General features: G+C 55.5%; 18 protein-coding genes, 1 tRNA gene and 1 pseudogene. 16 read left to right on the top strand and 4 right to left on the bottom strand.

All coding sequences use genetic code 11. From position 1 onward, the window contains the following. The first annotated feature begins 226 nt into the window (after window positions 1-226). From ACXAHG_RS04925 to ACXAHG_RS04885, 9 genes are all read left to right on the top strand, one after another. Window positions 227-1,390 (top strand): M24 family metallopeptidase, encoded by a 1,164-nt coding sequence (locus ACXAHG_RS04925; protein ID WP_475044324.1) that lies wholly within the window; start codon window positions 227-229, stop codon window positions 1,388-1,390. A gap of 61 nt (window positions 1,391-1,451) precedes the next feature. After that, a complete protein-coding gene (gene ehuB, locus ACXAHG_RS04920; protein ID WP_475056183.1) occupies window positions 1,452-2,306 on the top strand; it encodes an ectoine/hydroxyectoine ABC transporter substrate-binding protein EhuB in 855 nt (284 codons plus the stop codon). A 52-nt stretch (window positions 2,307-2,358) separates the two neighbouring features. Then, window positions 2,359-3,123, top strand: coding sequence for a maleate cis-trans isomerase family protein (locus tag ACXAHG_RS04915; RefSeq protein WP_475056181.1), 765 nt, complete (start codon window positions 2,359-2,361; stop codon window positions 3,121-3,123). Window positions 3,124-3,150: 27 nt separating this feature from the next. Next, on the top strand, window positions 3,151-4,008 hold the full coding sequence (gene ehuB / locus ACXAHG_RS04910; protein WP_475056180.1) for an ectoine/hydroxyectoine ABC transporter substrate-binding protein EhuB: 858 nt from the start codon (window positions 3,151-3,153) through the stop codon (window positions 4,006-4,008). Window positions 4,009-4,067: 59 nt separating this feature from the next. Then, entirely contained in the window at window positions 4,068-4,790 is a 723-nt protein-coding gene (gene ehuC, locus ACXAHG_RS04905) for an ectoine/hydroxyectoine ABC transporter permease subunit EhuC (RefSeq protein WP_475034574.1), read from the top strand. A gap of 3 nt (window positions 4,791-4,793) precedes the next feature. Beyond that, window positions 4,794-5,459 carry an ectoine/hydroxyectoine ABC transporter permease subunit EhuD gene (gene ehuD, locus ACXAHG_RS04900; RefSeq protein ID WP_475056178.1) on the top strand — a complete coding sequence of 222 codons (666 nt, stop codon included), beginning with the start codon at window positions 4,794-4,796 and terminating at the stop codon, window positions 5,457-5,459. Next, a complete protein-coding gene (gene ehuA / locus ACXAHG_RS04895; protein WP_475044315.1) occupies window positions 5,456-6,232 on the top strand; it encodes an ectoine/hydroxyectoine ABC transporter ATP-binding protein EhuA in 777 nt (258 codons plus the stop codon). Before ehuD ends, ehuA begins: the two co-directional genes overlap by 4 nt. A 118-nt stretch (window positions 6,233-6,350) precedes the next feature. Further along, a complete protein-coding gene (locus tag ACXAHG_RS04890) occupies window positions 6,351-7,052 on the top strand; it encodes a GntR family transcriptional regulator (RefSeq protein ID WP_475044313.1) in 702 nt (233 codons plus the stop codon). 27 nt (window positions 7,053-7,079) lie between these two features. After that, a complete protein-coding gene (locus ACXAHG_RS04885; RefSeq protein ID WP_475056176.1) occupies window positions 7,080-8,723 on the top strand; it encodes a choline dehydrogenase in 1,644 nt (547 codons plus the stop codon). Between the two features lie 218 nt (window positions 8,724-8,941). On the opposite strand, the gene ACXAHG_RS04880 is transcribed toward ACXAHG_RS04885, so the two are convergent. Further along, a complete protein-coding gene (locus ACXAHG_RS04880) occupies window positions 8,942-10,369 on the bottom strand; it encodes an aldehyde dehydrogenase family protein (protein WP_475056174.1) in 1,428 nt (475 codons plus the stop codon). Between the two features lie 465 nt (window positions 10,370-10,834). Here ACXAHG_RS04880 and ACXAHG_RS04875 point away from each other — a divergent pair. Next, window positions 10,835-10,921 (top strand) — tRNA-Leu (locus ACXAHG_RS04875). Between the two features lie 550 nt (window positions 10,922-11,471). Here ACXAHG_RS04875 and ACXAHG_RS04870 read toward each other — a convergent pair. Continuing rightward, a pseudogene (locus ACXAHG_RS04870) lies at window positions 11,472-12,446 on the bottom strand (recombinase family protein); the annotation flags it as partial. Next, entirely contained in the window at window positions 12,434-12,736 is a 303-nt protein-coding gene (locus tag ACXAHG_RS04865; RefSeq protein WP_475056172.1) for a hypothetical protein, read from the bottom strand. The gene ACXAHG_RS04865 and the pseudogene ACXAHG_RS04870, both read right to left, overlap by 13 nt. A gap of 456 nt (window positions 12,737-13,192) precedes the next feature. Between ACXAHG_RS04865 and ACXAHG_RS04860 the strand changes: the two genes are divergently transcribed. The 3 genes from ACXAHG_RS04860 to ACXAHG_RS04850 are packed head-to-tail and all read left to right on the top strand — an operon-like array spanning window position 13,193 to window position 14,953. Then, the gene (locus tag ACXAHG_RS04860; protein WP_475056170.1) at window positions 13,193-13,882 is read left to right on the top strand and encodes a hypothetical protein; all 690 of its coding nucleotides are present in this window, start codon (window positions 13,193-13,195) and stop codon (window positions 13,880-13,882) included. Beyond that, complete coding sequence (locus ACXAHG_RS04855) at window positions 13,869-14,195, top strand: hypothetical protein (RefSeq protein ID WP_475056169.1); 327 nt, start codon at window positions 13,869-13,871, stop codon at window positions 14,193-14,195. The genes ACXAHG_RS04860 and ACXAHG_RS04855 overlap by 14 nt, the downstream gene beginning before the upstream one ends. Before the next feature lie 35 nt (window positions 14,196-14,230). Beyond that, on the top strand, window positions 14,231-14,953 hold the full coding sequence (locus ACXAHG_RS04850; protein ID WP_475056167.1) for a hypothetical protein: 723 nt from the start codon (window positions 14,231-14,233) through the stop codon (window positions 14,951-14,953). On the opposite strand, the gene ACXAHG_RS04845 is transcribed toward ACXAHG_RS04850, so the two are convergent. Beyond that, window positions 14,938-15,921 carry a hypothetical protein gene (locus ACXAHG_RS04845; RefSeq protein WP_475056166.1) on the bottom strand — a complete coding sequence of 328 codons (984 nt, stop codon included), beginning with the start codon at window positions 15,919-15,921 and terminating at the stop codon, window positions 14,938-14,940. The two genes, ACXAHG_RS04850 and ACXAHG_RS04845, sit on opposite strands and share 16 nt — an antisense overlap. Here ACXAHG_RS04845 and ACXAHG_RS04840 point away from each other — a divergent pair. The 3 genes from ACXAHG_RS04840 to ACXAHG_RS04830 all read left to right on the top strand — a co-directional run bounded on the left by ACXAHG_RS04840 (window position 15,921) and on the right by ACXAHG_RS04830 (window position 20,321). Further along, complete coding sequence (locus ACXAHG_RS04840; RefSeq protein WP_475056164.1) at window positions 15,921-16,811, top strand: hypothetical protein; 891 nt, start codon at window positions 15,921-15,923, stop codon at window positions 16,809-16,811. The genes ACXAHG_RS04845 and ACXAHG_RS04840 overlap by 1 nt on opposite strands. Further along, complete coding sequence (locus ACXAHG_RS04835) at window positions 16,778-19,153, top strand: hypothetical protein (RefSeq protein WP_475056163.1); 2,376 nt, start codon at window positions 16,778-16,780, stop codon at window positions 19,151-19,153. The genes ACXAHG_RS04840 and ACXAHG_RS04835 overlap by 34 nt, the downstream gene beginning before the upstream one ends. A 196-nt stretch (window positions 19,154-19,349) precedes the next feature. Continuing rightward, the gene (locus tag ACXAHG_RS04830) at window positions 19,350-20,321 is read left to right on the top strand and encodes a DUF3644 domain-containing protein (protein WP_475056162.1); all 972 of its coding nucleotides are present in this window, start codon (window positions 19,350-19,352) and stop codon (window positions 20,319-20,321) included. Window positions 20,322-20,375: the final 54 nt, after the last annotated feature.

The raw sequence follows: 20,375 nt of genomic DNA, 5'->3' as shown, positions 1-20,375 counted from the left end.
GAGAATCAGCCTTGCCGGATTGGGGATTCAATATTGTGATTCCCTTGGGCGTGATGTGATTCAACCGATGGCAGGGCTGGGACTGTGGGGCGCTGAGAACCCCTGTTTTCTTGGGCGATTGACCCCGTGCGGATACTGCGTCTGTCTAATTCGCAGAAAATTCTTGCCCTGAATAATATATTATCTAGTATGGCGGCACGCAAACACAGCTCGTGTAAGGTACGACATGACAGCCCCATACGCAGATTTCACCAAAGAAGAGTTCGAAGCACGCTACGCCAAAACCCGTGCGCTGATGGCCGAGAAGAACCTCGACGCCATGCTGATCACCGAACGTCTGAACTATCAGTATTACACTGGCCACCGCTCTGAGCAGTGCGCCGTGGACAAGATCCGCTCCTATATGTTCATCCTGCCCAAGGATGGCGACCCGACCCTGATCACCATGCCCTTTGAAGTGGCACAGGTGGAGCAGACCTCCTTCATCACCGATATCCGCACCACCGGCGGGCTGATGGGCCACCCGGAGTTCATCATCGGTGTGCTGAAGGATCTGGGCCTTTCCAAGGCCCGCATCGGCGCCGAACTGGGCCGCGAGCAGTATCTGGGCATTTCCTACCTGGGCCTGCAGGAAGTGATGAAAGGCCTGCCCGAGGCGGATTTCATCGATGCCGCCGACATTATCCTGAAGGTGCGCAACGTGAAGTCGCCGCAGGAAATTGAATACCTGCGCCGCGCCTCGATCATCTCCGCCGAAGCGCAGAAGAAGACCTTCCAGGAGGTGCGCGCGGGCATGACCGAAAACGAGGTTGCCCAGATCCTGCGCCAGAACCTGATAGCCAACGGTGCCGAGAAGATCTCGCTTCTGTGCGTGCTGTCGGGGGCCAATGAAAAGGGCATCGTGCTGCTGCCGACCGACCGGGTGATCCAGAAGGGCGAGACCCTCGGGTTTGACGTCGGTGTCAGCTACAAGGGCTATTGGTCCGACCTGGCCCGGACCGCCTCCATCGGCAAACCCTCGGATGCGCTGAGCGAGTTTTACACCTGGGCCATGCAGCTGCGCCATGACTGCAACATGCAGCTGACCGCGGGCAATACCCCTGCACATGTGATCGAGGTGGTCGACAAATACCTGGCTGAACGGGGCCTCAAGACCATGGGCGTGGGCCGGGTCGGCCACGGTGTCGGCATCGAGACCACCGAATACCCGTCGCTGGCAGCGTTTGAGGACATCCAGTTCGAGGTTGGCAATGTCTTTGCCTGCAACCCCAACTTCTCGAATGAGCTGGGCTTCATCAACGCTGAGGACAACTGGGCGGTGACGGAAGGCGAGCCGGACCTGCTGTCGGCACCGGTTGCCGAATGGGAGATCCCGGTCATCGAAGCCTGATGAGGAAGTGAACCATGGGCGCCGCGGGGAAATCCGCGGTGCCGCACCAAGGGAGGACAACATGAAACTCAACAGATTGCGCCGGACATTGCTCAAGACAGTGGCGGCAGCTGCATTGGCCGGGGTGCCCGCGCTGGGCATGGCCGAAACGCTGGAAGAGCGCGGCAAAGCGGATGGCCTGCGGGTCGCCTATTACAACTTTGCCCCCTTTGCCTATGTCGATGGCGACGGCAAGGTGATCGGCGAGCAGGTGGAAATCCTGCGCCATATTCTGGGCGAAATGGGTCTGAGCATTGCTTCGGAAACCTCGACCGAATGGGGCAACCTGATCCCGGGGCTGAAGGCGGGCCGGTTTGATATCGTGGCGGCAGCGATGTTCGTGACGCCCAAGCGCTGCAACGAAGTCGCCTTTTCCGAACCTACCTTCGGCATTCAGCAGGCGCTGGTGGTGAAAAGCGGCAACCCTGCGGGTCTGTCCGCATATGAAAGCGTGCGCGAGGCGGGCGTGACCATGGCGGCGATCTCCGGCACTGCTCAGGTCGATTGGGCCAAGAGCGTCGGCGTGGAGGAAGCCAGCATCATGCAGGTGCCGGATACGCCGACCGGGCTGGCAGCGGTGCGCGCCGGCCGGGCCGATGCCTTTGCCATTGATGCGCCAGGGGCGCGGCTGGCGGTGGCCGGCAATGAAGACGGTGCGTTTGAAATGCTGCAGCCCTTTGCCGAGGTGGATGGCAAGCCAGCCAGTCCGCATGGCGCCTATGCGGTGCGCCCGGATGAGGCGGATTTTGTCGCGGCGTTCAACGCCAAGCTGGCCGCGTTCATCGGCACGCCGGAACATCTGAAGATCATGGAGGCGCATGGTTTGCAACCCAGCGAGCTGCCCTCGCGCAGCACTGCCGATCTTTGCAAAGGCTAACCCGGAAGGGGGCCTCCCCGGCTCCCGTTCCCTCACTGCCCAAGGCCGGACGATGACGACGCAAGACCAGATCCCGCTGACCGAAACCGTGCTGGGCGAAAGCCCCGGCCCGTTCCGGGTGGGCGTGCTGGCGCTGGCCAATGATCAGGTGATCGAACGCGACCTGGGGCTGCTTCTGCCTCGGAACGTGCTGACCTTCACCACCCGCATTGCCTTTGCCGGCGATTGCACCGTGGAGCAGCTGGCCAAGATGGCGCCGCAGCTGGCGGAGGCCGCGCAGCTGCTGAACCCGGAGGTGGCGCTGGATGCGGTCATCTTTGGCTGCACATCCGGCACCCTTGCCATTGGTCCGGACGTGATCCGCGATGCCATCCAAACTGTGCGGCCCGGTGCGCTGCTGGTGAACCCGGTGGAGGCCGCCGCAGGCGCGCTGCGCCACCTGGGCGCAGGCCGCATCAACCTGGTGACGCCGTACGAGCCGGAAATCGCGGCCCGCATGGCGGCGCAGTTCGAGGCGGCGGGTTTTTCCATCAACCGCAGGTTCGACTTCGGCATCACTGCCTCCGCGGACATCAGCCGGGTCCGGCCTGAAGCCATCCTCGAAGCTGCCGCCCGGCTGGGCGGCGACGGGGCAGAGGCTACTTTTGTCTCCTGCACGGATTTCCAGTCGCTGGGGGTATTGGAGCGGATTGAGACAGTGACCGGCATTCCCGCGGTGTCCAGCAACCAGGCAATGGCCTGGGATGTCCTGGCCTCGCTGGGGGTGCCGGGAGGGGTGCCGGGCTATGGCCGGCTGCTCCGCGGAACACCGGACTGACAACACAATAATACAGGGAGAAAAAACATGACATTCAACAAGATCCGCAGAACCGTGCTGAAAGGCGCCCTGGCGGCAAGCGTGGCAATGCTGCCCGCGATGGCGGCCCAAGCCGGCAGCCTGATGGACCGCGCCAAGGGTGAGGGGCTGCGCGTCGCCTTCTACAACTTCAAACCCTATGCTTACCAGGACGACAGCGGCAATCTTACCGGCACTGACGTCGAAACCCTGCGCGCGGTTCTGGACGCCATGGGCGGCAAGATCGCCGAGGCCAAGTCCACCGACTGGGGCGCATTGATCCCCGGCGTCAAGGCCGACCGTTTCGACGTCGTGGCTGCCGGCATGTTCGTCACCCCCAAGCGCTGCGCAGAGGTGCAATTCTCTGAGCCGACCTTCGGCATCCAGCAGGCGATGGTGGTGGCCAAGGGCAACCCAAAGGGCGTCACCAACTATGAATCCGTGGCCGAACAGGGGCTGAAGATCGGCGTGGTATCGGGCTCTGCCCAGAAAGGCTATGCCGAGGCCGTCGGTTTGACCGACACCAGCATCTCGCAGCTGCCCGACAACCCGACCGGGGTGGCTGCCCTGCGCGCGGGCCGCATTGATGCCTGGGCGGTCTCGGCCCCCGGCGTGCGTCAGATCATCGAAAGCCTGCCGGATGCGCCGATCGAATCCACCGCGCCCTTTGCCGAGGTGGCAGGCCAGGCAGCGGTTTCGCACGGCGCCTTTGCCTTCCGCCCGGCGGATGCTGACTTCGTCGCAGCCTTCAATGCCGAGCTGACCAAGTTCATCGGCTCCGACGCGCATATCGCGCTCTTGCAGGAACACGGCATGACTGCCGACGAACTGCCGATCAGCGCCACTGCCGAACTCTGCGGCAGCTGAAACCAACAGTCTCCTCCGGCTCCGGACCCGGGGGAGGCATGACGGATGGGGAGGGCCGGATGGTACCAAGAATTGCCATTGTCATTGGCTTGGCTGCCTTTTTGGCGGGCCTGTCGGTGGCGACCTTTGCCGAGCTGAAGATGTTTCTGCCCGCGATCCTGAAAGGCGCGGTGGTGACGGTTCAAATCTCGGTGCTGTCCTGGCTTGTCTTCATGGCCATGTCGCTGATTGCCGGTGTTGCCCGGGCCAAGGCTTCGGGTGCGGTGCTGTGGCTGGCGGTTGGCTATATCGAGATCTTCCGCGGCACCTCGCTGCTGGTGATCCTGTTCTGGCTGTTCTTTGTGATGCCCGAATTCGGCCTTACCATGTCGCCGGTTCTGGCAGGTGTGCTCGGCATCGGGTTGAACTTCGGTGCCTATGGTGCAGAGATCGCCCGCGGCGCCATCGGTGCAGTGCCAAAGGGTCAGACCGAGGCGACGATTGCCCTCAATATCTCGCCCTGGAACCGGATGGTGCGGATCATCCTGCCGCAGGCCATCGCCATTATGATCCCCGGCATGGTCAACCTCACCATTGAGCTGATCAAGGCCACGGCGCTGGTCTCTGCCGTTACCCTGGTCGACATCACCTATGCCAGCGTGCAGCAGAACCAGCTGCATTTCCGCACCGTGGAGATCTTCGCGATCACGCTGATGCTTTACTACTGCTTTGCCCAGTTCGTGCGCTTTGGCGGCGACGCATTGGAAGAGCGCTTCTCCCGCCATCTGAGCAAGAGGGTCTGAGCCATGGACTGGAGATGGGATTTCACATTCGACGTGGTGCTGCCCAAAATGTGGGAAGCCGCAGGCGTCACTGTCTGGGCCACGGTCGCGAGCTTTGGGCTGGCGCTGATCGGCGGGCTGATCCTGATGCTGCTGAAGACGCACCGCTCGCCCTGGATCAGCAGGCCGGCCACTGAGTTCATCGAGTTCATCCGGGCAACGCCCCTGTTGGTGCAGATATTCTTCATGTTCTTCCTGCTGCCAGACTTCGGCATCACACTGCCGCCGCTGACCACGGGCATTCTGGCCATCGGCATCTACAATTCTGCCCTGTGTGCTGAGGTCTACCGGGCCGGGTTCCAGGCGGTGCCCAAGGGCCAGTGGGAGGCTTGCATTGCGCTTAACCTGTCGACCTACCGCACCTTCCGGGATGTGATCATCCCGCAATCGCTGCCCCCCATTGTGCCGGCGCTGGGCAATTACCTGGTGGCGATCTTCAAGGAAACGCCGCTCTTGTCCTTTGTGGCCGTGGCGGAAATCATGCAAATCTCCAAGCTGATCGGCGCGGAATACTACCGCTTTACCGAAGCCGTCACCATTGCCGGGATCTTCTTCCTGGTGATGAGCCTGATCGCCGCCTTCCTGATCCGCCTGGTGGAGAACTACGTCAAGAGGAGCATCCTGCATTGACCCATCCCATGATCCAATTCGACAAGGTGCTGAAAGCCTATGGCGCGCTGCAGGTTCTGAAAGATCTCGATTTCAGCGTCGGCAAGGGCGAGGTGGTCTCGATCATCGGGCCCTCCGGCTCGGGCAAGACCACGGTGCTGCGGGTTCTGATGACGCTGGAGGGCATCCAGGGCGGCACCATGTATGTGGACGGCGAGCCGCTGAACCGGATGCAGAAGAACGGCACGCTGGTCGATGCCAGCACCGCGCATGTGCGCCGGATCCGCTCGAAAATCGGCATGGTGTTCCAGAACTTCAACCTGTTCCCGCATATGACGGCGCTGGAAAACTGCATCGAGGCGCCGGTGCATACGCTGGGCCAATCAAAGGCCGAGGCCACTGAGGAGGCGATGCGCCTTTTGACCATGGTCGGGCTGGCCGACAAGGCGGGCCACTATCCCAGCCAGCTGTCGGGCGGCCAGCAGCAGCGGGTGGCAATAGCCCGCACCCTGGCAATGCACCCCGAGGTGCTGCTGTTCGACGAGCCGACCTCGGCGCTGGACCCGGAAATGGTCGGCGAGGTGCTGGAAGTGATCCGTGATCTGGCCAAATCGGGGCGTTATACCATCCTGCTGGTCACCCATCAGATGGGATTTGCCAAGGAAGTGTCTGACCGGGTGTGCTTCTTTGACGGCGGCCGCATGGTCGAGCAGGGCGCGCCGGGGCAGCTGTTCGACAACCCGCAGAACGCGCGGCTGCAGCAGTTCCTGTCCAAAGTGCTGGAGGCCGGATGAGCGAGCGTCTTGCACCAGGCTTTTCGATGTCCTACGGGCATAAGGGGGCAGAGCGTGCTGTTTCTGCCGCCGTCCGTGCAGCAGTCCTGCCCGGATCCGGGCTTTGGGAGGTTTCAGAATGAAGAACATCCTCAACTACGGTGATGGCCCCAAGGCGATCTATGAGGTTCTGAAACAGCAGATCATCGCGGGTGAGCTGAAAGCCGGCGAGGAGCTGAAGATCATGCCGCTGGCCAAGGAGATGGACATCTCCATTGTGCCGCTGCGCGAAGCGATCCGGATGCTGGCGGCCGAAAGCCTGGTGGAGCTGCGCCCCCGCCGCAGCCCGATCATCGCCAAGATGAATGAGCGCGAGCTGATCGAGATGAACCAAATCCGCGGCGCGCTGGAACCCATTGTGCTGGCCGATGCGGTGCCGCGCCATACCGATGAAACCATCGCCGCCTGCCAGGCGCTGATCGAAGAGGACGAGCGCTCCACCGACCTTTGGGAAAAGGTGGAACTGAACCGCCAGTTCCATCTGGCGCTGCTGGAACCCTCGATCATGAAGCGCTCGCTGGCGATCATTGGCGACCAGTATGACGGCATCGCCCGCATCACCCAGTTCCGGGTGGTCGATCACGGCGGCATGGTCGGCAAGCATAACTTCGAGCATGAGGCGATCCTGGATGCGGTCCGGGTGGCCAATGTGGAAAAGGCGGTGGTGCTGATGACCCGCCATATCGATCACGCAACAGTGCGTGCCAAGCACGAGCTGAGCCAAGCGGTGGAGGCGGGCCCGGCTGCGGGCAGCGCCGCCGCGAAAGCGACCAAGGGCTGACAAAGCCCTCAACAGGGAAGACAACAGATGAAGACCTGCGACTATGTCGTGGTGGGAGCCGGCAGTGCTGGCGCCATCATTGCTGCACGCCTTGCGGAAGACCCCTCGGTCTCTGTCCTGCTGCTGGAGGCGGGGCCAAGGGACAGCAGCCCCTTGTTCCATGTCCCGGCGGCGATGCGCTATGCCTACAATGCCCCGAAATACAACTGGAATTACCAGACCGAGCCGGAGCCTTACCTGAACAACCGGGTGCTGGTGCAGCCGCGCGGCAAGGTTCTGGGCGGCTCAAGTTCGATCAACGGCCAGCTGTACCTGCGCGGCCACCCGATGGATTACGAGGGCTGGGCCGAGGCGGGCGCGCGCGGCTGGTCCTATGCCGATGTGCTGCCTTACTTCAAACGGCTGGAAACCCGGGTGGATGGCGCCAGCGATTACCGAGGGGGCAAGGGCAGGATCCGCGCTTCGACGATGGGGGCGGACAATCCGCTGACCCAGGCCTTCCTGCAAGCAGGCAGCGAGGCGGGATACCTGCGCACCGATGATGTGAACGGCGGCCAGCAGGATGGCTTTGGGCTGTTGCCCAAGAACGTAGCCGATGGCCGCCGCTCCTCCACCGCGCAATGCTACCTGCGCAACCCGCCGGCCAACCTGACTATCGAAACGGGCTGCCACGTGCGCAACATCATGATGGAGGGGCGCAAGGCCACAGGCCTGCGGATGGTGCAGAACGGCCAGGAGGTGACGGTCAAGGCCAACCGCGAGGTGATCCTGTCGGCGGGCGCCTTCAACAGCCCGATGATCCTGATGCACTCCGGCATCGGACCGGCGGCGCAGCTGCGCGAGCAGGGGATTGAGGTGCTGCACGACCTTCCGGGTGTAGGCGAAAACCTGATGGACCACCCGCTGACCTCGCTGCAGGTGGCTTGCACCCAGCCGGTAACGCTCTACAAGCACTTGAACCTGTTCTCGCAGGCCAAGGGCGTGCTGGACTGGCTGCTGACCCGCAAGGGGCTGCTGGCCAACAACCATTTCGACGCGGTCGGTTTTGTGCGCACCAAGGCAGGCGTGCGCTTCCCCAACCTGCAGATTGCCCTGTTCCAGATCGCGGTGGCCGAGGGGTCGGCAGATTTCGTCAAGGAACACGCCTTCCAGTTGCAATTCGCCAACCAGCGCCCGCAAAGCCGTGGCTATGTGCGGCTGGCGTCAAACGATCCTTTCGCCGCGCCGCGGATCCGGTTCAACCTGCTTGAGCACCCGGAGGACGTGGAGGAGCTGAAGGCCGGTTTCCGCCTCAGCCGGGAACTGGTGCAGCAGCCGTCGCTGACGGCCTTTACCGGCAAGGAGATCTTCCCCGGCTCAAAAGTCGAAAGCGATGCGGACCTGGAAGCCTGGCTGCGCGAAACCTGTCATTCCTCGTATCACCCCTGCGGCACCTGCAAGATGGGCGGCGATCCAATGGCGGTGGTCGACCCGGAATGCCGGGTGCATGGCGTCGAGGGCCTGCGGGTGGCGGATGCCTCGGTGATGCCCATCATCCCCTCGGCCAACCTCAACTGTCCGTCGATGATGATTGGCGAGAAGGCCGCCGACATGATCGCCGGCAAGGACCCGCTGCCGCCATCGAACCTGCCCTATTACAGCGATCCGAATTGGGAGACCTCCCAGCGCTAGAGTGCTCAGCTGTGCCGGTTAATTTGCAGAGGGCTTGCCCGACCCTGGGTGGGGGCGGAGCAGCCTCCCGTCAAACCGCAGGTTTGCCTATGGCAAAACGGGAGGGCCGGGTGCTGCCCGCCCTATCAGCCGGGCGGTTCAGTTGTTCAGTTCCCAGCGCTAGGCGAAAAAAGAGGGCGCCCGTTTGGGCGCCCTTTCCAGTCGGGGGAGTATCCGGCCTATTGCGCAGCCGCTGTCAGCCGGGGGAAGAGATACTCCTGCACCGCCGCCTCGCCGCCGACGCAGCCCAGCCCGCTTTGCTTGATGCCGCCAAATGGCACGTCGATATAGGCAGTCGTCAGCTGATTGACAGCGACGCTGCCAACCTGCAGCCGGGCAGCTACGGCTTCGGCCTCGCCTTGGTCGGGGCCATAGACATAGCCGGACAGCGCCAGCTCGCAATTGTTGGCCTCGGCAATTACTGCTTCCAGGTCGTCATAGGGGGTGATGCAGGCAATCGGGCCAAAGATCTCCTCGCGCAGGCCCAAGGCGTCCCAGGGCACATTGGCAAAGACCTTGGGCGTGACCCAGTTGCCGGCGTTCTGTGCCACTGGATCGTCGACGATAACCTCGGCCCCCTTTGCCACCGCATCCCCGGCAATGCGCTGCATCGACGCGACCCGCTCCGTGGTCGCCAGCGGCCCCATGGTGGTGCCGTCTTCCAGCCCGTTGCCCAGCACCAGATTGCGCGCATAGTTGCCTGCGGCCGCGGCAAAGGCGTCATGCTGGGCCCGGTTCACAAAGATCCGGTTGGGGGCGGTGCAGACCTGGCCCGCATTCCAGAAGCGTTTGGAAATCAGTGCCTTGGCTGCCGCCTCCACATCCGTGCCAGGCAGCACGATAGCGGGTGCGTTGCCGCCCAGCTCCAGCGTGCAGCGCATGATCTCGGCGCCGCATTGCGCCGCCAGCTGGCGCCCCACCCGGACCGAGCCGGTGTAAGACAGATGCCGGGTGGCCGGGTGTTTGATCAGTGTCTCCGACAGCATCGCCGACGACCCCATCAGCAGGTTCACTGTACCCGGCGGCAGGCCGGCCTCTTGCATGATTCCAACGAGCCGGGCGACGGAGGCCGGGGTGGAGTTGTTGGCGATCACAACCGCCGTACAGCCTGCAGCCAGCGCAGGAGCCAGATGCACCGCGGCAGTCTCCACGGGAAAATTCCAGGTCGTAATGATGATCACCGGCCCGGTCGGGATCATATCGATGGTGCGGCTGGTGTTTTTGCCGGGGCGCTCATACCGGAACGGCATGGTCTCAGCGACAGAGGCGAAATGCTCAAACATCTCAACCACCCCGTCCATCTCCATCCGCGCCTCAGCCAGCGGCTTACCCTGTTCGGTTGTGATCAGGGAGGAGATGTCCTCGTGCACGTCCTGCAACCGCTGCGCAATGCCGCCCAGAAACCGTGCCCGCTGGTCCGGCGGCAGGGCGGACCAGACAGGGAAAGCCTCAGCCGCTGCGCCGGCTGCCAATCGCGCATCGTCGGAAGTGGCGCAGACGACGGTTCCTATGGGTTCACCTGTAGACGGGCACAGATTGTTTCTAACGTCACGGCCCTCTGGCTGTTGCCAGGTGCCGTTGATCAAAGGTGCGCAGTTCCGGGCCATCGAAGGTTCCTGAAAATTTTGGACTGGCATTTGAATAATATATTATTTAGCAAGTTTCAATGCCAGTTTTGGCAGGGATCGCACAACATTTGGGATGAGGTGGTGATTTAAATATATTATTGCGCCGTCTGCAACGGAGACCGTGGGCGTGGCGAGTGCTTTTCTCAGATTGTGAACTTGCAGGCCTTGGAATGCGGCATCTGAGCCCATCCCATGCGGTGCGCGATCCCAGGGTGAACCGTTCAAAAGGTTCGTTTCCCGCTTTGCATCAGGTTTCGCGTCAGCCAGCCATCATTGCTGATACCAGCGTGAATCATGCTTGTCTTCCGGTGTGAATCCCGCCTGTCAGCCTGACCTGTGCCGACCGGTTTGCCGCCGGAAAATATTCTGTCTCTCACCAGCATTTTTCAGCTTCACATCCCCGGCAGGCTGGTCTATACGCCGCTACACCAAGCCTAAGACAGTGCGGTCGTGGCGGAATTGGTAGACGCGCAGCGTTGAGGTCGCTGTTCCTTAACCGGAGTGGAAGTTCGAGTCTTCTCGACCGCACCATTTCACATTTTGATGTGAATATCCCCAAAAACTCAAAAATTTCAGATACTTGCGGAGTTCGATAACCGTTTTTACGGTCGTACGCTAATGGTGCTTTGAAGGCTGCTTTCAGGATGGTTTTGCGTACCAAGAGCGAACCCTTTTCGTAAATATTCCAAGGGTTTGACAGGAAATCTCTCAAGAGTTCGATAATTTCACCTAGGGGGAAAACCGATTGTGTCTCCTGAGACAGTTTGTCGTTCAGCAGGAGCTTGTCGTTTTCCAGTTTGGCGACCTTAGTTTCGAGCGCGGTAATGACCTTTGGATTCGAGGTTTCAACCAAACGCTCAACCAAAGCATCTTGCTGCTTATCCAGCTCCTTGATCTGGCGTTTAAGCGCAGATTTAGCCTGTGCTACCTGTTCCTTGCTTTGCCCTAACGCATCGTGAAGCATCGAGGTTGCCATAGAGAGCATTTTCTCTGTGGGTGCCATGGCACGCAGGATCGCCTCAAACCCCGTGTCGATCTTCTCAGCGCGGATACCTTTGCGGTATTCTGAGCAATCGCGGGTCTGGCAGTTGTAGTAGGGGTAGCGTTTACCTGTGGCGCTGCGTGCAAAATACGCCGTCATTGGCTTGTCACAGCAAGCGCAGACAACAGATCCACGCAGAGGGAAGTCTTCATTGATATCAGGCCGCTTGGCCGCGATGCCTTTGCCGTTTCTTCGCTCTTGGATGATCTCGTAAGTCTGCAAAGAGATCAAAGCTTCATGATGGCCTTTGCGGCGCGTGATACCCCATGGTTCATGCTCAATGTATCCTGCATAGATCACACGGTTGAGGATATTCGTTACCTTCTGTTGACGGATCAGGCCGTTCGGCAGGTCTTTTGGGAACTCAGGCTGGCTTTCCAAAAATCGCTTGATGTCTGCCTGCCCAGAGAACCGACCAGAGGCATAACCTTCCAAAGCTTCTTTCACGATGGAGGCAACAGGCTCATCTCGGGTGAGCAGTCTCCCGTGCGCCTTTGTCTTTTTGTATGTGTAGCCAACGGGTGCAGCGAAGACGGAATAGCCGTTCATCATCCGACCTTTCATGCGGTTGGAGGTCTGCTCTGCATTCTTCTCGCGCTGATGCTGTGCAACAGAGGCCAGCATGTGCTCGACAAGGCGCGAGTCACTGTCCTCGCCAAATTCAATCGACGGGCTTTCCAAGACGCCGCCTGCATCGCTCAATGTTTCGCGCAAAGCGATATGTGCCTGCACATTGCGGGCAAAGCGGCTGATATCGTCGATGATGACAACAACATTGCCTTTGGGGTGCAGGCGCAGAAACGCTAACATCCTGTCCATGGCAGGGCGGCGTTCAAATTTGCCCGACATGTCATCCTTGAACACTTCCACCACGTCATAATCTTTGTAGGTGGCGTATTCGCGGCAACGGTTTTCTTGAGACGCGAGGCCATCGCCTTCGCGCACCTGCTTTGCCCCAGAAACGCGGCAGTAGATCACTGCTTTGTTTGGTCTTGTTTTGCTTACTCCTGCCATTGGTTCTCCTCTTCTGAACGGGTCTGTGCCCATTCTCTGTTCAGCAAGGATACCAAATCAGCAGAATCCTGATCCAATGCTTCCTGATCTTCTCCACAGTTTTGCGTGGTGGGTTTCAGGTCATAGCCGAGATCGACAAACATCACGACAATCGACCACAGGGTTTCGATCAGCTCCTTTTGCTGATCCAACGGCATATCGCTCGTATCAAGCATGGCTGCGTAAACCTCCCAGTCAACGGAGAGGCTGGGGCGGGTAGGCATATCAAATGGTTCGGGCGGACAGGTCATGCGCGCACTCCTTTCTTTAAATAGGTTTTTGGAAAATGTGTGTCTCACGTCGCCAGATGTTCGGCAGCGCACGTGTGGAACAAATATGGAACATTGAAACACATCCTCCTACGATCACGCAAGGAAAATATTCCTGTTATCCCATGCGCTTACCCTGTGAGTAGCACTTTGGGGCTGTGCCTATCTCGGGTGTTCAGAGGGGGAATACGGGTGTATGGAAAAAACATGTTATTTGATCCAAAGAATAAGACCGACAAGGCAAAGCTCTATCCTGAGCTGAAGGCTAAACCGTGATTGGGGGCCACATTTTTTCTAAATGAAGGACGCCCACAGGCAACAGATTGTCAAAAGGTCGGGCGAGGTTGCCAGATGGGCTTGATGCTAAGCACATAGCGGTGCTACTTCTGCGATTTCGGTAGAGGCTCTTTGATAAGCCAAGAAAGTGGACTGGATTTAATGCAAAATATTGCAATTAAGGTGGATGCGCGAGAACTTGAAGTAGATAATCTTCTACTCGCAGTTAGGTGGTTGACAGATCCATTACGGAGCAAAGTTTTAGATATTGAAAGTGAAGTGTTGCGTGTGGAAGTCGAGTACGCGGCCTGCGCCTTTTACAAAAATCCAGTAATTCAATCACGAATAAAGAACCTTTTGGACAAGAATGCTGAGATTGGCGGAAGACTTGCTGCATCCACTCTTTTCGATGCAATTCGGCATTCTGTTTTTACGGAAACTTACGCGACGATCAGAAATCAGATAATTGTTGCAGCATTTACTCTTGATGAGCTGCTAGGCAAAGAATTGCGAACAAAGTTTGATGAATTGACAGAAGATCATGTAGATGGTAGTGTGACTGATTGTATTAAAATAGATGCAAATTCTATCTCAAAATTTATAGATGAATACCATCGCCATAAATCAGATGTTGGTCGTTATAATAGGCGCATGGAGAATGTAGAGGAGTATGTGAAAAAAGTATTAGAGAAATCAGTCCTTCCGAGGTTGACGTCAAATGTTTTTGCAACATCTGAATTGGACGCTACTATGCACACCGTCCAAACAGAGATGGCGAGAAAACAGGATGTAAATAGAATTGAAGAAAAAATTGATACACTTATTAGAGCCATGAAAAATGTCCCAAAGTGATCCATATCGATTGCCTGATGGGCATCGCCCATTTGACGGTGAATCTCACCAGATGTCTTTAGACAGTAACAACAACCTTTATTGGCGAGGTGAACGTCTCAAGTTAGAAGCTTCGATACCAAGTGAGATTAGAACTTTCGGTTTCTGGGTCGGAGTGTTTGCTATTCTCGCTTCGCTAAGTGCTGTAGGTGGTTTTTTGATTCAAGCAACAGCCTTTTTTGGTGGAGGTGCAGAACAAAAAATTGATTTTGAATTGCTCTGCGCAGCTATAAAATGTGAAAACCCGTCGGCACTCACTGAAGGTACGCAATGAGTGGTTTTGGTATTGCTTGGTGTTTGCACTAGCAAGTGTCATTTGATCCAAAGAATAAGGCCGACAAGGCAAAGCTGTATCCCGTGCTCAAAGCACTGTCCGAACTTGATCCCACCAAGACGCCAGAACTGCTTATGGATGACGCTATTGGCCATCCTGTAGCGCGGGGGCAGGATTACGTGCGCAACATGCGAAGAGGGGAGATAGCGGCAACCTATGCTACGCTGATCCACCAATGGCTGGTAGATAATCACTTCGAGTTAGCACACCGCCTTGCGGCTGAAGTCTTCCCAGAAACTACAGAACAACGTTGGCAGGCGATCCTCAATAAACGCGCCAGAACCGACAAATTCAGGCTTGTTCAGGTTCCTCTGGTCATGGGCATTCTTGAACGGGAAAGTCAGTTGAAGTCAGTCGACACGACCATACGGTTAGGCGAGCGGTTTTGCTTTGAGGTGGAGAGCGAGGAAGAGGGGTTCGTGATCGCTTTGCAGGGCGTGCGAGGGCAATGGCACAACATTCCCCTTGGCCCAGATGGTGAAGCCAGTGCGCCGATCCAAGGAAGCGCAAACCACTTGCCGCGATTGAGTGGAGGACAGCTTGATCCGCTAACAGAAAGTCATGATGAAGGACTGCACGAGTTTGTATTGGTCACAGCGCCAACAGGAAACATACCCGTGGAAGTAAAAGGCCTCATCGCTTGGGTCGCAGGCAACAGATGCGAGCTGCATCGCGTTAGGGTTCAAGTCATAAAATGAACGCCCAAGATTGGTTTGAGCGCTTCATTACACGGCCATAGCTTTGCCCACTCTCGAGCGCCTTCGGTTTTGAGTTCGTCGTATCGGGATGGATCGCCCAGTTTGACTATCTCCAAATCCTTGAAGAAATCCTCTGGACTGCCGAGGTCGTTTGCGATGGATACTGCCCTAGCGGCCTGTGCCAGTTGGATCGCGTCAAAGAAGCAGGGGATAGTCACGTCACGGGCAAAGGCCTGAAGTTCGTCCTCTGACGGTATGAGCGAGTTATCCTGTTGAACTTGTGCTTGGATCAAAGGCATCTCTGCTAGATGCGCTAGGAGTTGGAAAATCCGTGTCGCAGCCTTGGGGTGCGTTCGCCCTTCAGCGCAATTCTTGGTATCTTCAAGTTCGATGAGAACCATTATGCTTGAAACTGCTAAGACAGTTTGGCGCAGCTCCTGCCACCCTTCCTTCGAGTAAGCCCCCAGACACATTTCCGACGCTTCATGATCCGCTTGCATCTCTAAGCATAGGGGGGCAAGCGCGCGCAGTTCTGGTGGTAAGAGTACCATTGGATTGGGGGTGTGCGATGCGCGTCGGACAAGGCAAGTCACATCCGCCAAACCAAAGTGGCGAAGAGTGCAGTGCGATAGCTCGTGCAGGAAAAGCCATGTGTACGCGAAGCGTAGATTGTATTCGCCAGAAACCAATTTTTTCCAGTCATCAAGCCTCTCAACCAGCCCAGAAGAAACACTTAGTATTCTACCGTTGAAGGTTGCAAAAAACTCTTTACTTACAACGATCTCAAGGCAACATTCCACAACAGGAGAGCTGCCACTAGCTTGCTCAACCAATGAAATAGCATCTCGCAGGCAACCAGCAGTGAACATTGAGTTTGCAGGGAGGATTCTCATGGGGAAAAATGCTTCTAAGTTCTTGGAATGTTCCTGTTTTGAAGATAGTCTCTCCTTAATAACAGGAGGTGACAATGAGTGATTTTCCTAAGCCGTCAGAAATAATGAGAGCAAAGCGGCCGTACTTGTATTCTGATAGCTCCAAGGTTGGTGCCTATTCACTTAGTCGATCAGAGTTCAGTCACTTCTTGGATACGCTGACTGAACGGAATCAGCACAAAGATTTTGAGATTTTTTGCCGCCATCTTTGCGAAAGAGTTTTGTGTCCCAATCTGAGAACACAAACAGGTCCTGAAGGTGGTGGAGACGGAAAGGTTGATACTGAGACCTATGCCGTATCCGATGAAATCGCTCTACGTTGGTTCGTTGGAGAAGCCAACGCGGGAAAGGAGCGCTGGGGTTTTGCTGTAAGTACTAAAGAGAAATGGGCTCCAAAAGTTCGCAGTGATGTAAAGGGCATTATTGAAACGGGTCGCAAATACGATCGCATCTACTTTCTGACTAGTCGACCTGTGAAAGCGAACAAATGTCATGACGAAGAGCGAGCGCTAACCGAAAAATACGGCGTCCCCGTCACCATCTTGGATCGTGAATGGATCATCGAGAAGACTATTGATAACGGTTTTGAAGATCTCGCGTTCAATGATCTTCGGGCTGGTAGCCATGATCCAAGTAAGCTCATTTTCGGGCCGCGCGATCACGGTCGCAATCAAGAGTTGGAAGAGATCGAGGAGCGCATACTGCGGTTGGGCAGCGAACAAAGTGATCAAACCCAACTTGTATCGGATGCCTACGAAGCTGCGAGGTTGTCGCGAGAGTTAGAACGCCCACGATTCGAAACTGAGGGACGGTTTAGGCGCGCAATCGATGTTGCAAAAAAAACGGATCTCACGATCAGATACTTAGAGCAAAGTATGAGTATGCATGGACAATGCTTTGGTGGCACGATGATATCGAGCCAATAAACGAAACGTACGAGGATATAGAAGAAACTGCTTTAAAATTTGATCACGCGGCGAATATTTCAAAACTTTGCAACCTTCTGCAGGTGTTGGCAGCACGCGTTTTTCAAGGATGGGAGACTTCTGATCATCTATGCTTAGATGCTAGAAGAAAGCGCATGAGGCAAAAACTATCTGATCTGAGTCACGATAAATCCCGTCCAAATAACGCCCTATATGCGGAGACACTTTTGGTGATCAGCAGGTTGACCGAAACAGATGTTAAGGGCAACGAGCAAGCTTTGGATGAAGTTTGGGGGGATTTGTCAGGGATCATTGATCGAGCAGAGGGGCTCGGGGAGTTCCCTGCCGAATTAGTTGACCAAGTTGTTGATGCAATGTCCTCGCTGGTTCCCGAGAGCGTGGCTCTGGATGATTTAGCTGAAAATCTGGCTGAATTCATGGGGCAACGGCAAAAAGAAGGGAAGGCAGGTGAGATTTATCTACGTAGGGGCAGTCAAAAACTGGATCACGAATTGCCTATCGAAGCTGTTAGCTGGCTAGGGAAAGCGTCTATCTGTTTCATGAAAGACGAGTACAAGGAAGAGCAGTTTGAGACGCTATATTGCTTGGCAGTAGCATACCGTGGTGCAGGTTTGCTTTGGGCCGCTCGGGCAGCTTGCCTTGCGGCACTAGTACAAGCTAATGCGATCTCTGCTGAAGATGCCGAAACAAAAATCGAAACGATACCAACCGTTTCCCTGTTGGCTCTTCTCTCTTTGCAGATGGGGCGTGTCTCTGACCTGTTGTTGTGTGTTTTCTGGATGCGGGGGTTGCAACACTCACTTCCACTAGATGAAGCGAGCAAACTGCGCCTTGACGAAAAGATTCAAGAGTTAGACGCATTGACCTCATGTTTCATTGCTGGTGTTGAAGGTGAGTCTCTTTTCTTACTTGCAGATGTACCCGACATGCTTGAAGCGTTGGGATTATTTAGCTCTCAAATAATTCTTATGTACCGCCTAGGCCGTGCGACTGAGTTGGATGAGCATGGCTTAATTCCAGAGGGGGCGGATGTTTCAGAGTTGGCAAACATGGTCAATGCTGCTGCATCACAGCCTGCTAGCTCTAACCTTCCAAGAACTCCTGTTGTCAATCAAAGTCAGGAGTTTTTGACTTTGACGTCAATAATTGGAGTTCAGGTGGAAATTAGCGGCGGCGATTCCGTAGAGGATATCGTTCTTTGCGAGGCGTGTGTGACTGCGATTGAGAGTTTCTTTGCTACGGCATTTTCGAATAGAGTTTGGCCAAAAGTTGAAAATTTAAAGGTTCGTGTGGGAATAAGAGATGGCCTTTCTGAGCCTGAGTTTGAATTTGATCCAGTGTCAATGACGCTTAACCTTGCTTGGCCTAAGGGAGCTTCATTGTTGGATGCGTCGGCGGTGGCAGGTTTTGGAAAATACCTGATAGAGTTTTGCACGCATGCGATGGGTGCAATTGCAGCTCTCCCAGATTTAGAAGCATCTTTCGAACACATGATCACAAAAGAGAGTCTTCTAGAGAGAACCGTATCTTTTAGTTTTTCACATTTTGCCCAAAGTCGAGTTTTTGGAAATTACCTTTCTTCTCTAAACGATTTGTCCCACCTTGTGTCGCGTTCATATCCACCAGTTGAACCATTGCCCACGGTAGTTCCGTTGGATGTCAAAGGGGGTAGCGAAGAAACGATTTCCAAACCAGTCAGCAATGAAAACAAGCCTAATGAACATGAGTATTCGCCTCCCAGTCGGCATAGTGATCTAGCTGTAAGCAGTGTTATCAACACTCATCTGTGGGACAAAGCTGGTTGGATGGGGGTTTTGTATGCTCATATGGGCCCTCAAGATACTCAACCTCCCTTGCTTGGACTGTCTTTCGAAAGTAGGGAAATGGCCTTGTCTATATTTTCGGAGTGGAACGAAAAGTTTGGTCGCGTTGACGAAAATGACAAAATTAGAATTTCCATTGTCAGAGGGATAAGCGCGGATGATCCTCATCACTACCGCGTCCATATTATGCAATCGATTGATGAGCGCGATGGATCTCTCGATCCGTCGAAAACAGTAATATGTGTGTCGCGTTTGAATACTATGGAGCCTGCTAGCTCAAAGAATCTGGAGGGATTTTTGGAGCAATTCGAAAAGTTTGGCATGTTCTTTTTGGCTCCCGCTGTGATGTCAAAGAGTGGCGGCAAGCCGGAACTCTTGCTGGAGAGTGTTATTATGAGCAGAAACTTGCATGTTCGGCAAGCTTGGGAAATTGGAAAAAACGATCCTGATTTTGTAGCTGTTAGAAATAGCGACAACATTATTACTCCACCGAAGTAAATTTAGTGCACCTTTGGAGGTATTTTTTGAAAATGGGGTTCGGGTAACGATATGAGTTGTCAAAATGAAGCCCTGCAATTGTGTGTCATTGCATGTAGATTTGGACAAAAAACTAATTTATGGAAGGTTGTGATTTATGGTGACGAGAAGGCGTGGTAACAAATTGAAGCGGTGGGAAATTAGCATCGTCAAGGCGATGATTGAATCGGATCGCTACAATGATCAGGATATTCAGTCCTATTTCACAAGACCAACGCGAACAGTTAATCACGCTCGTATTAAGGAAATTAGGGACAAAACAAAGCACAAATTGGTGGTAACCGCTTCCGAAGAAGAGCTTCAGCAGTTCCTTTCCCTTTGGCCGAATCTGGACCCTGAGACTGGATTAAGTTCAGAAGGTGATGAGCTCTTAATCAAAGCTCGGGAAGCCATGATCGCCGCTGTGCACACATTCAATGGCGCAGGTCTAACATTTCGAAGTGAAATATTTATCGTCACTAGCATCATTGCTTGGACTTACTTGCTTCACGCTTGGTTTAAGCGCGAAGGCATTGAATATCGACATTTCATAGGTGGTGAGGTGCAAAAAACAAAGGAGGGGGCTGATAAATATTTAGAACTTGGCGCCTGCCTAAGGCATGCGAATTCACCGGTGGACTCGGGTGCTCAAAAAAATTTGGAGTTTTTATTGGAAATTCGCCATGAAATCGAGCACCGCTCAACGTCACGCATTGACAGTTACTTAAGTGCAAAGCTCCAAGCTTCCTGCCTAAATTTCAATGACGCTATCAAAGAGTGGTTTGGCATACAATATGGTTTGGAAAAGCGCTTGCCAATCGCTCTCCAATTTGTGACCTTCGACCCTAGTCAACGTGCAGCATTGAAGCGCGCATCGAATCTCCCTCAAAACATTGAGGCCTCGATTGACAATTTCGAGGCAACACTTACGGAAGCAGAATATGGCGATCCAGCCTATCGTTATCGGGTCGCCTTTGTGCCGATTGTAAAGCAAAGAGAGAGTGCTGCCGACACGGCCATTCAGTTTTTCAAAGCAGACTCCGATGAAGCGGAGGCCATAAAAGCTGTTCACTTAAAGGAAGTAGACAAGACTCGGCACCCTGCGAAACAAGTTGACCTGCCCCCCGCAAAATCCCTCACCATGAAGTAGAGTCTGCCCAACCTATGTAGGAGCAGACGAATGCGTAAGAGCCGTTTCACCGAG

The organism is Leisingera sp. ABD4_442, assembly GCF_056160905.1.
This window is presented reverse-complemented; position numbering and strand designations above follow the sequence as displayed.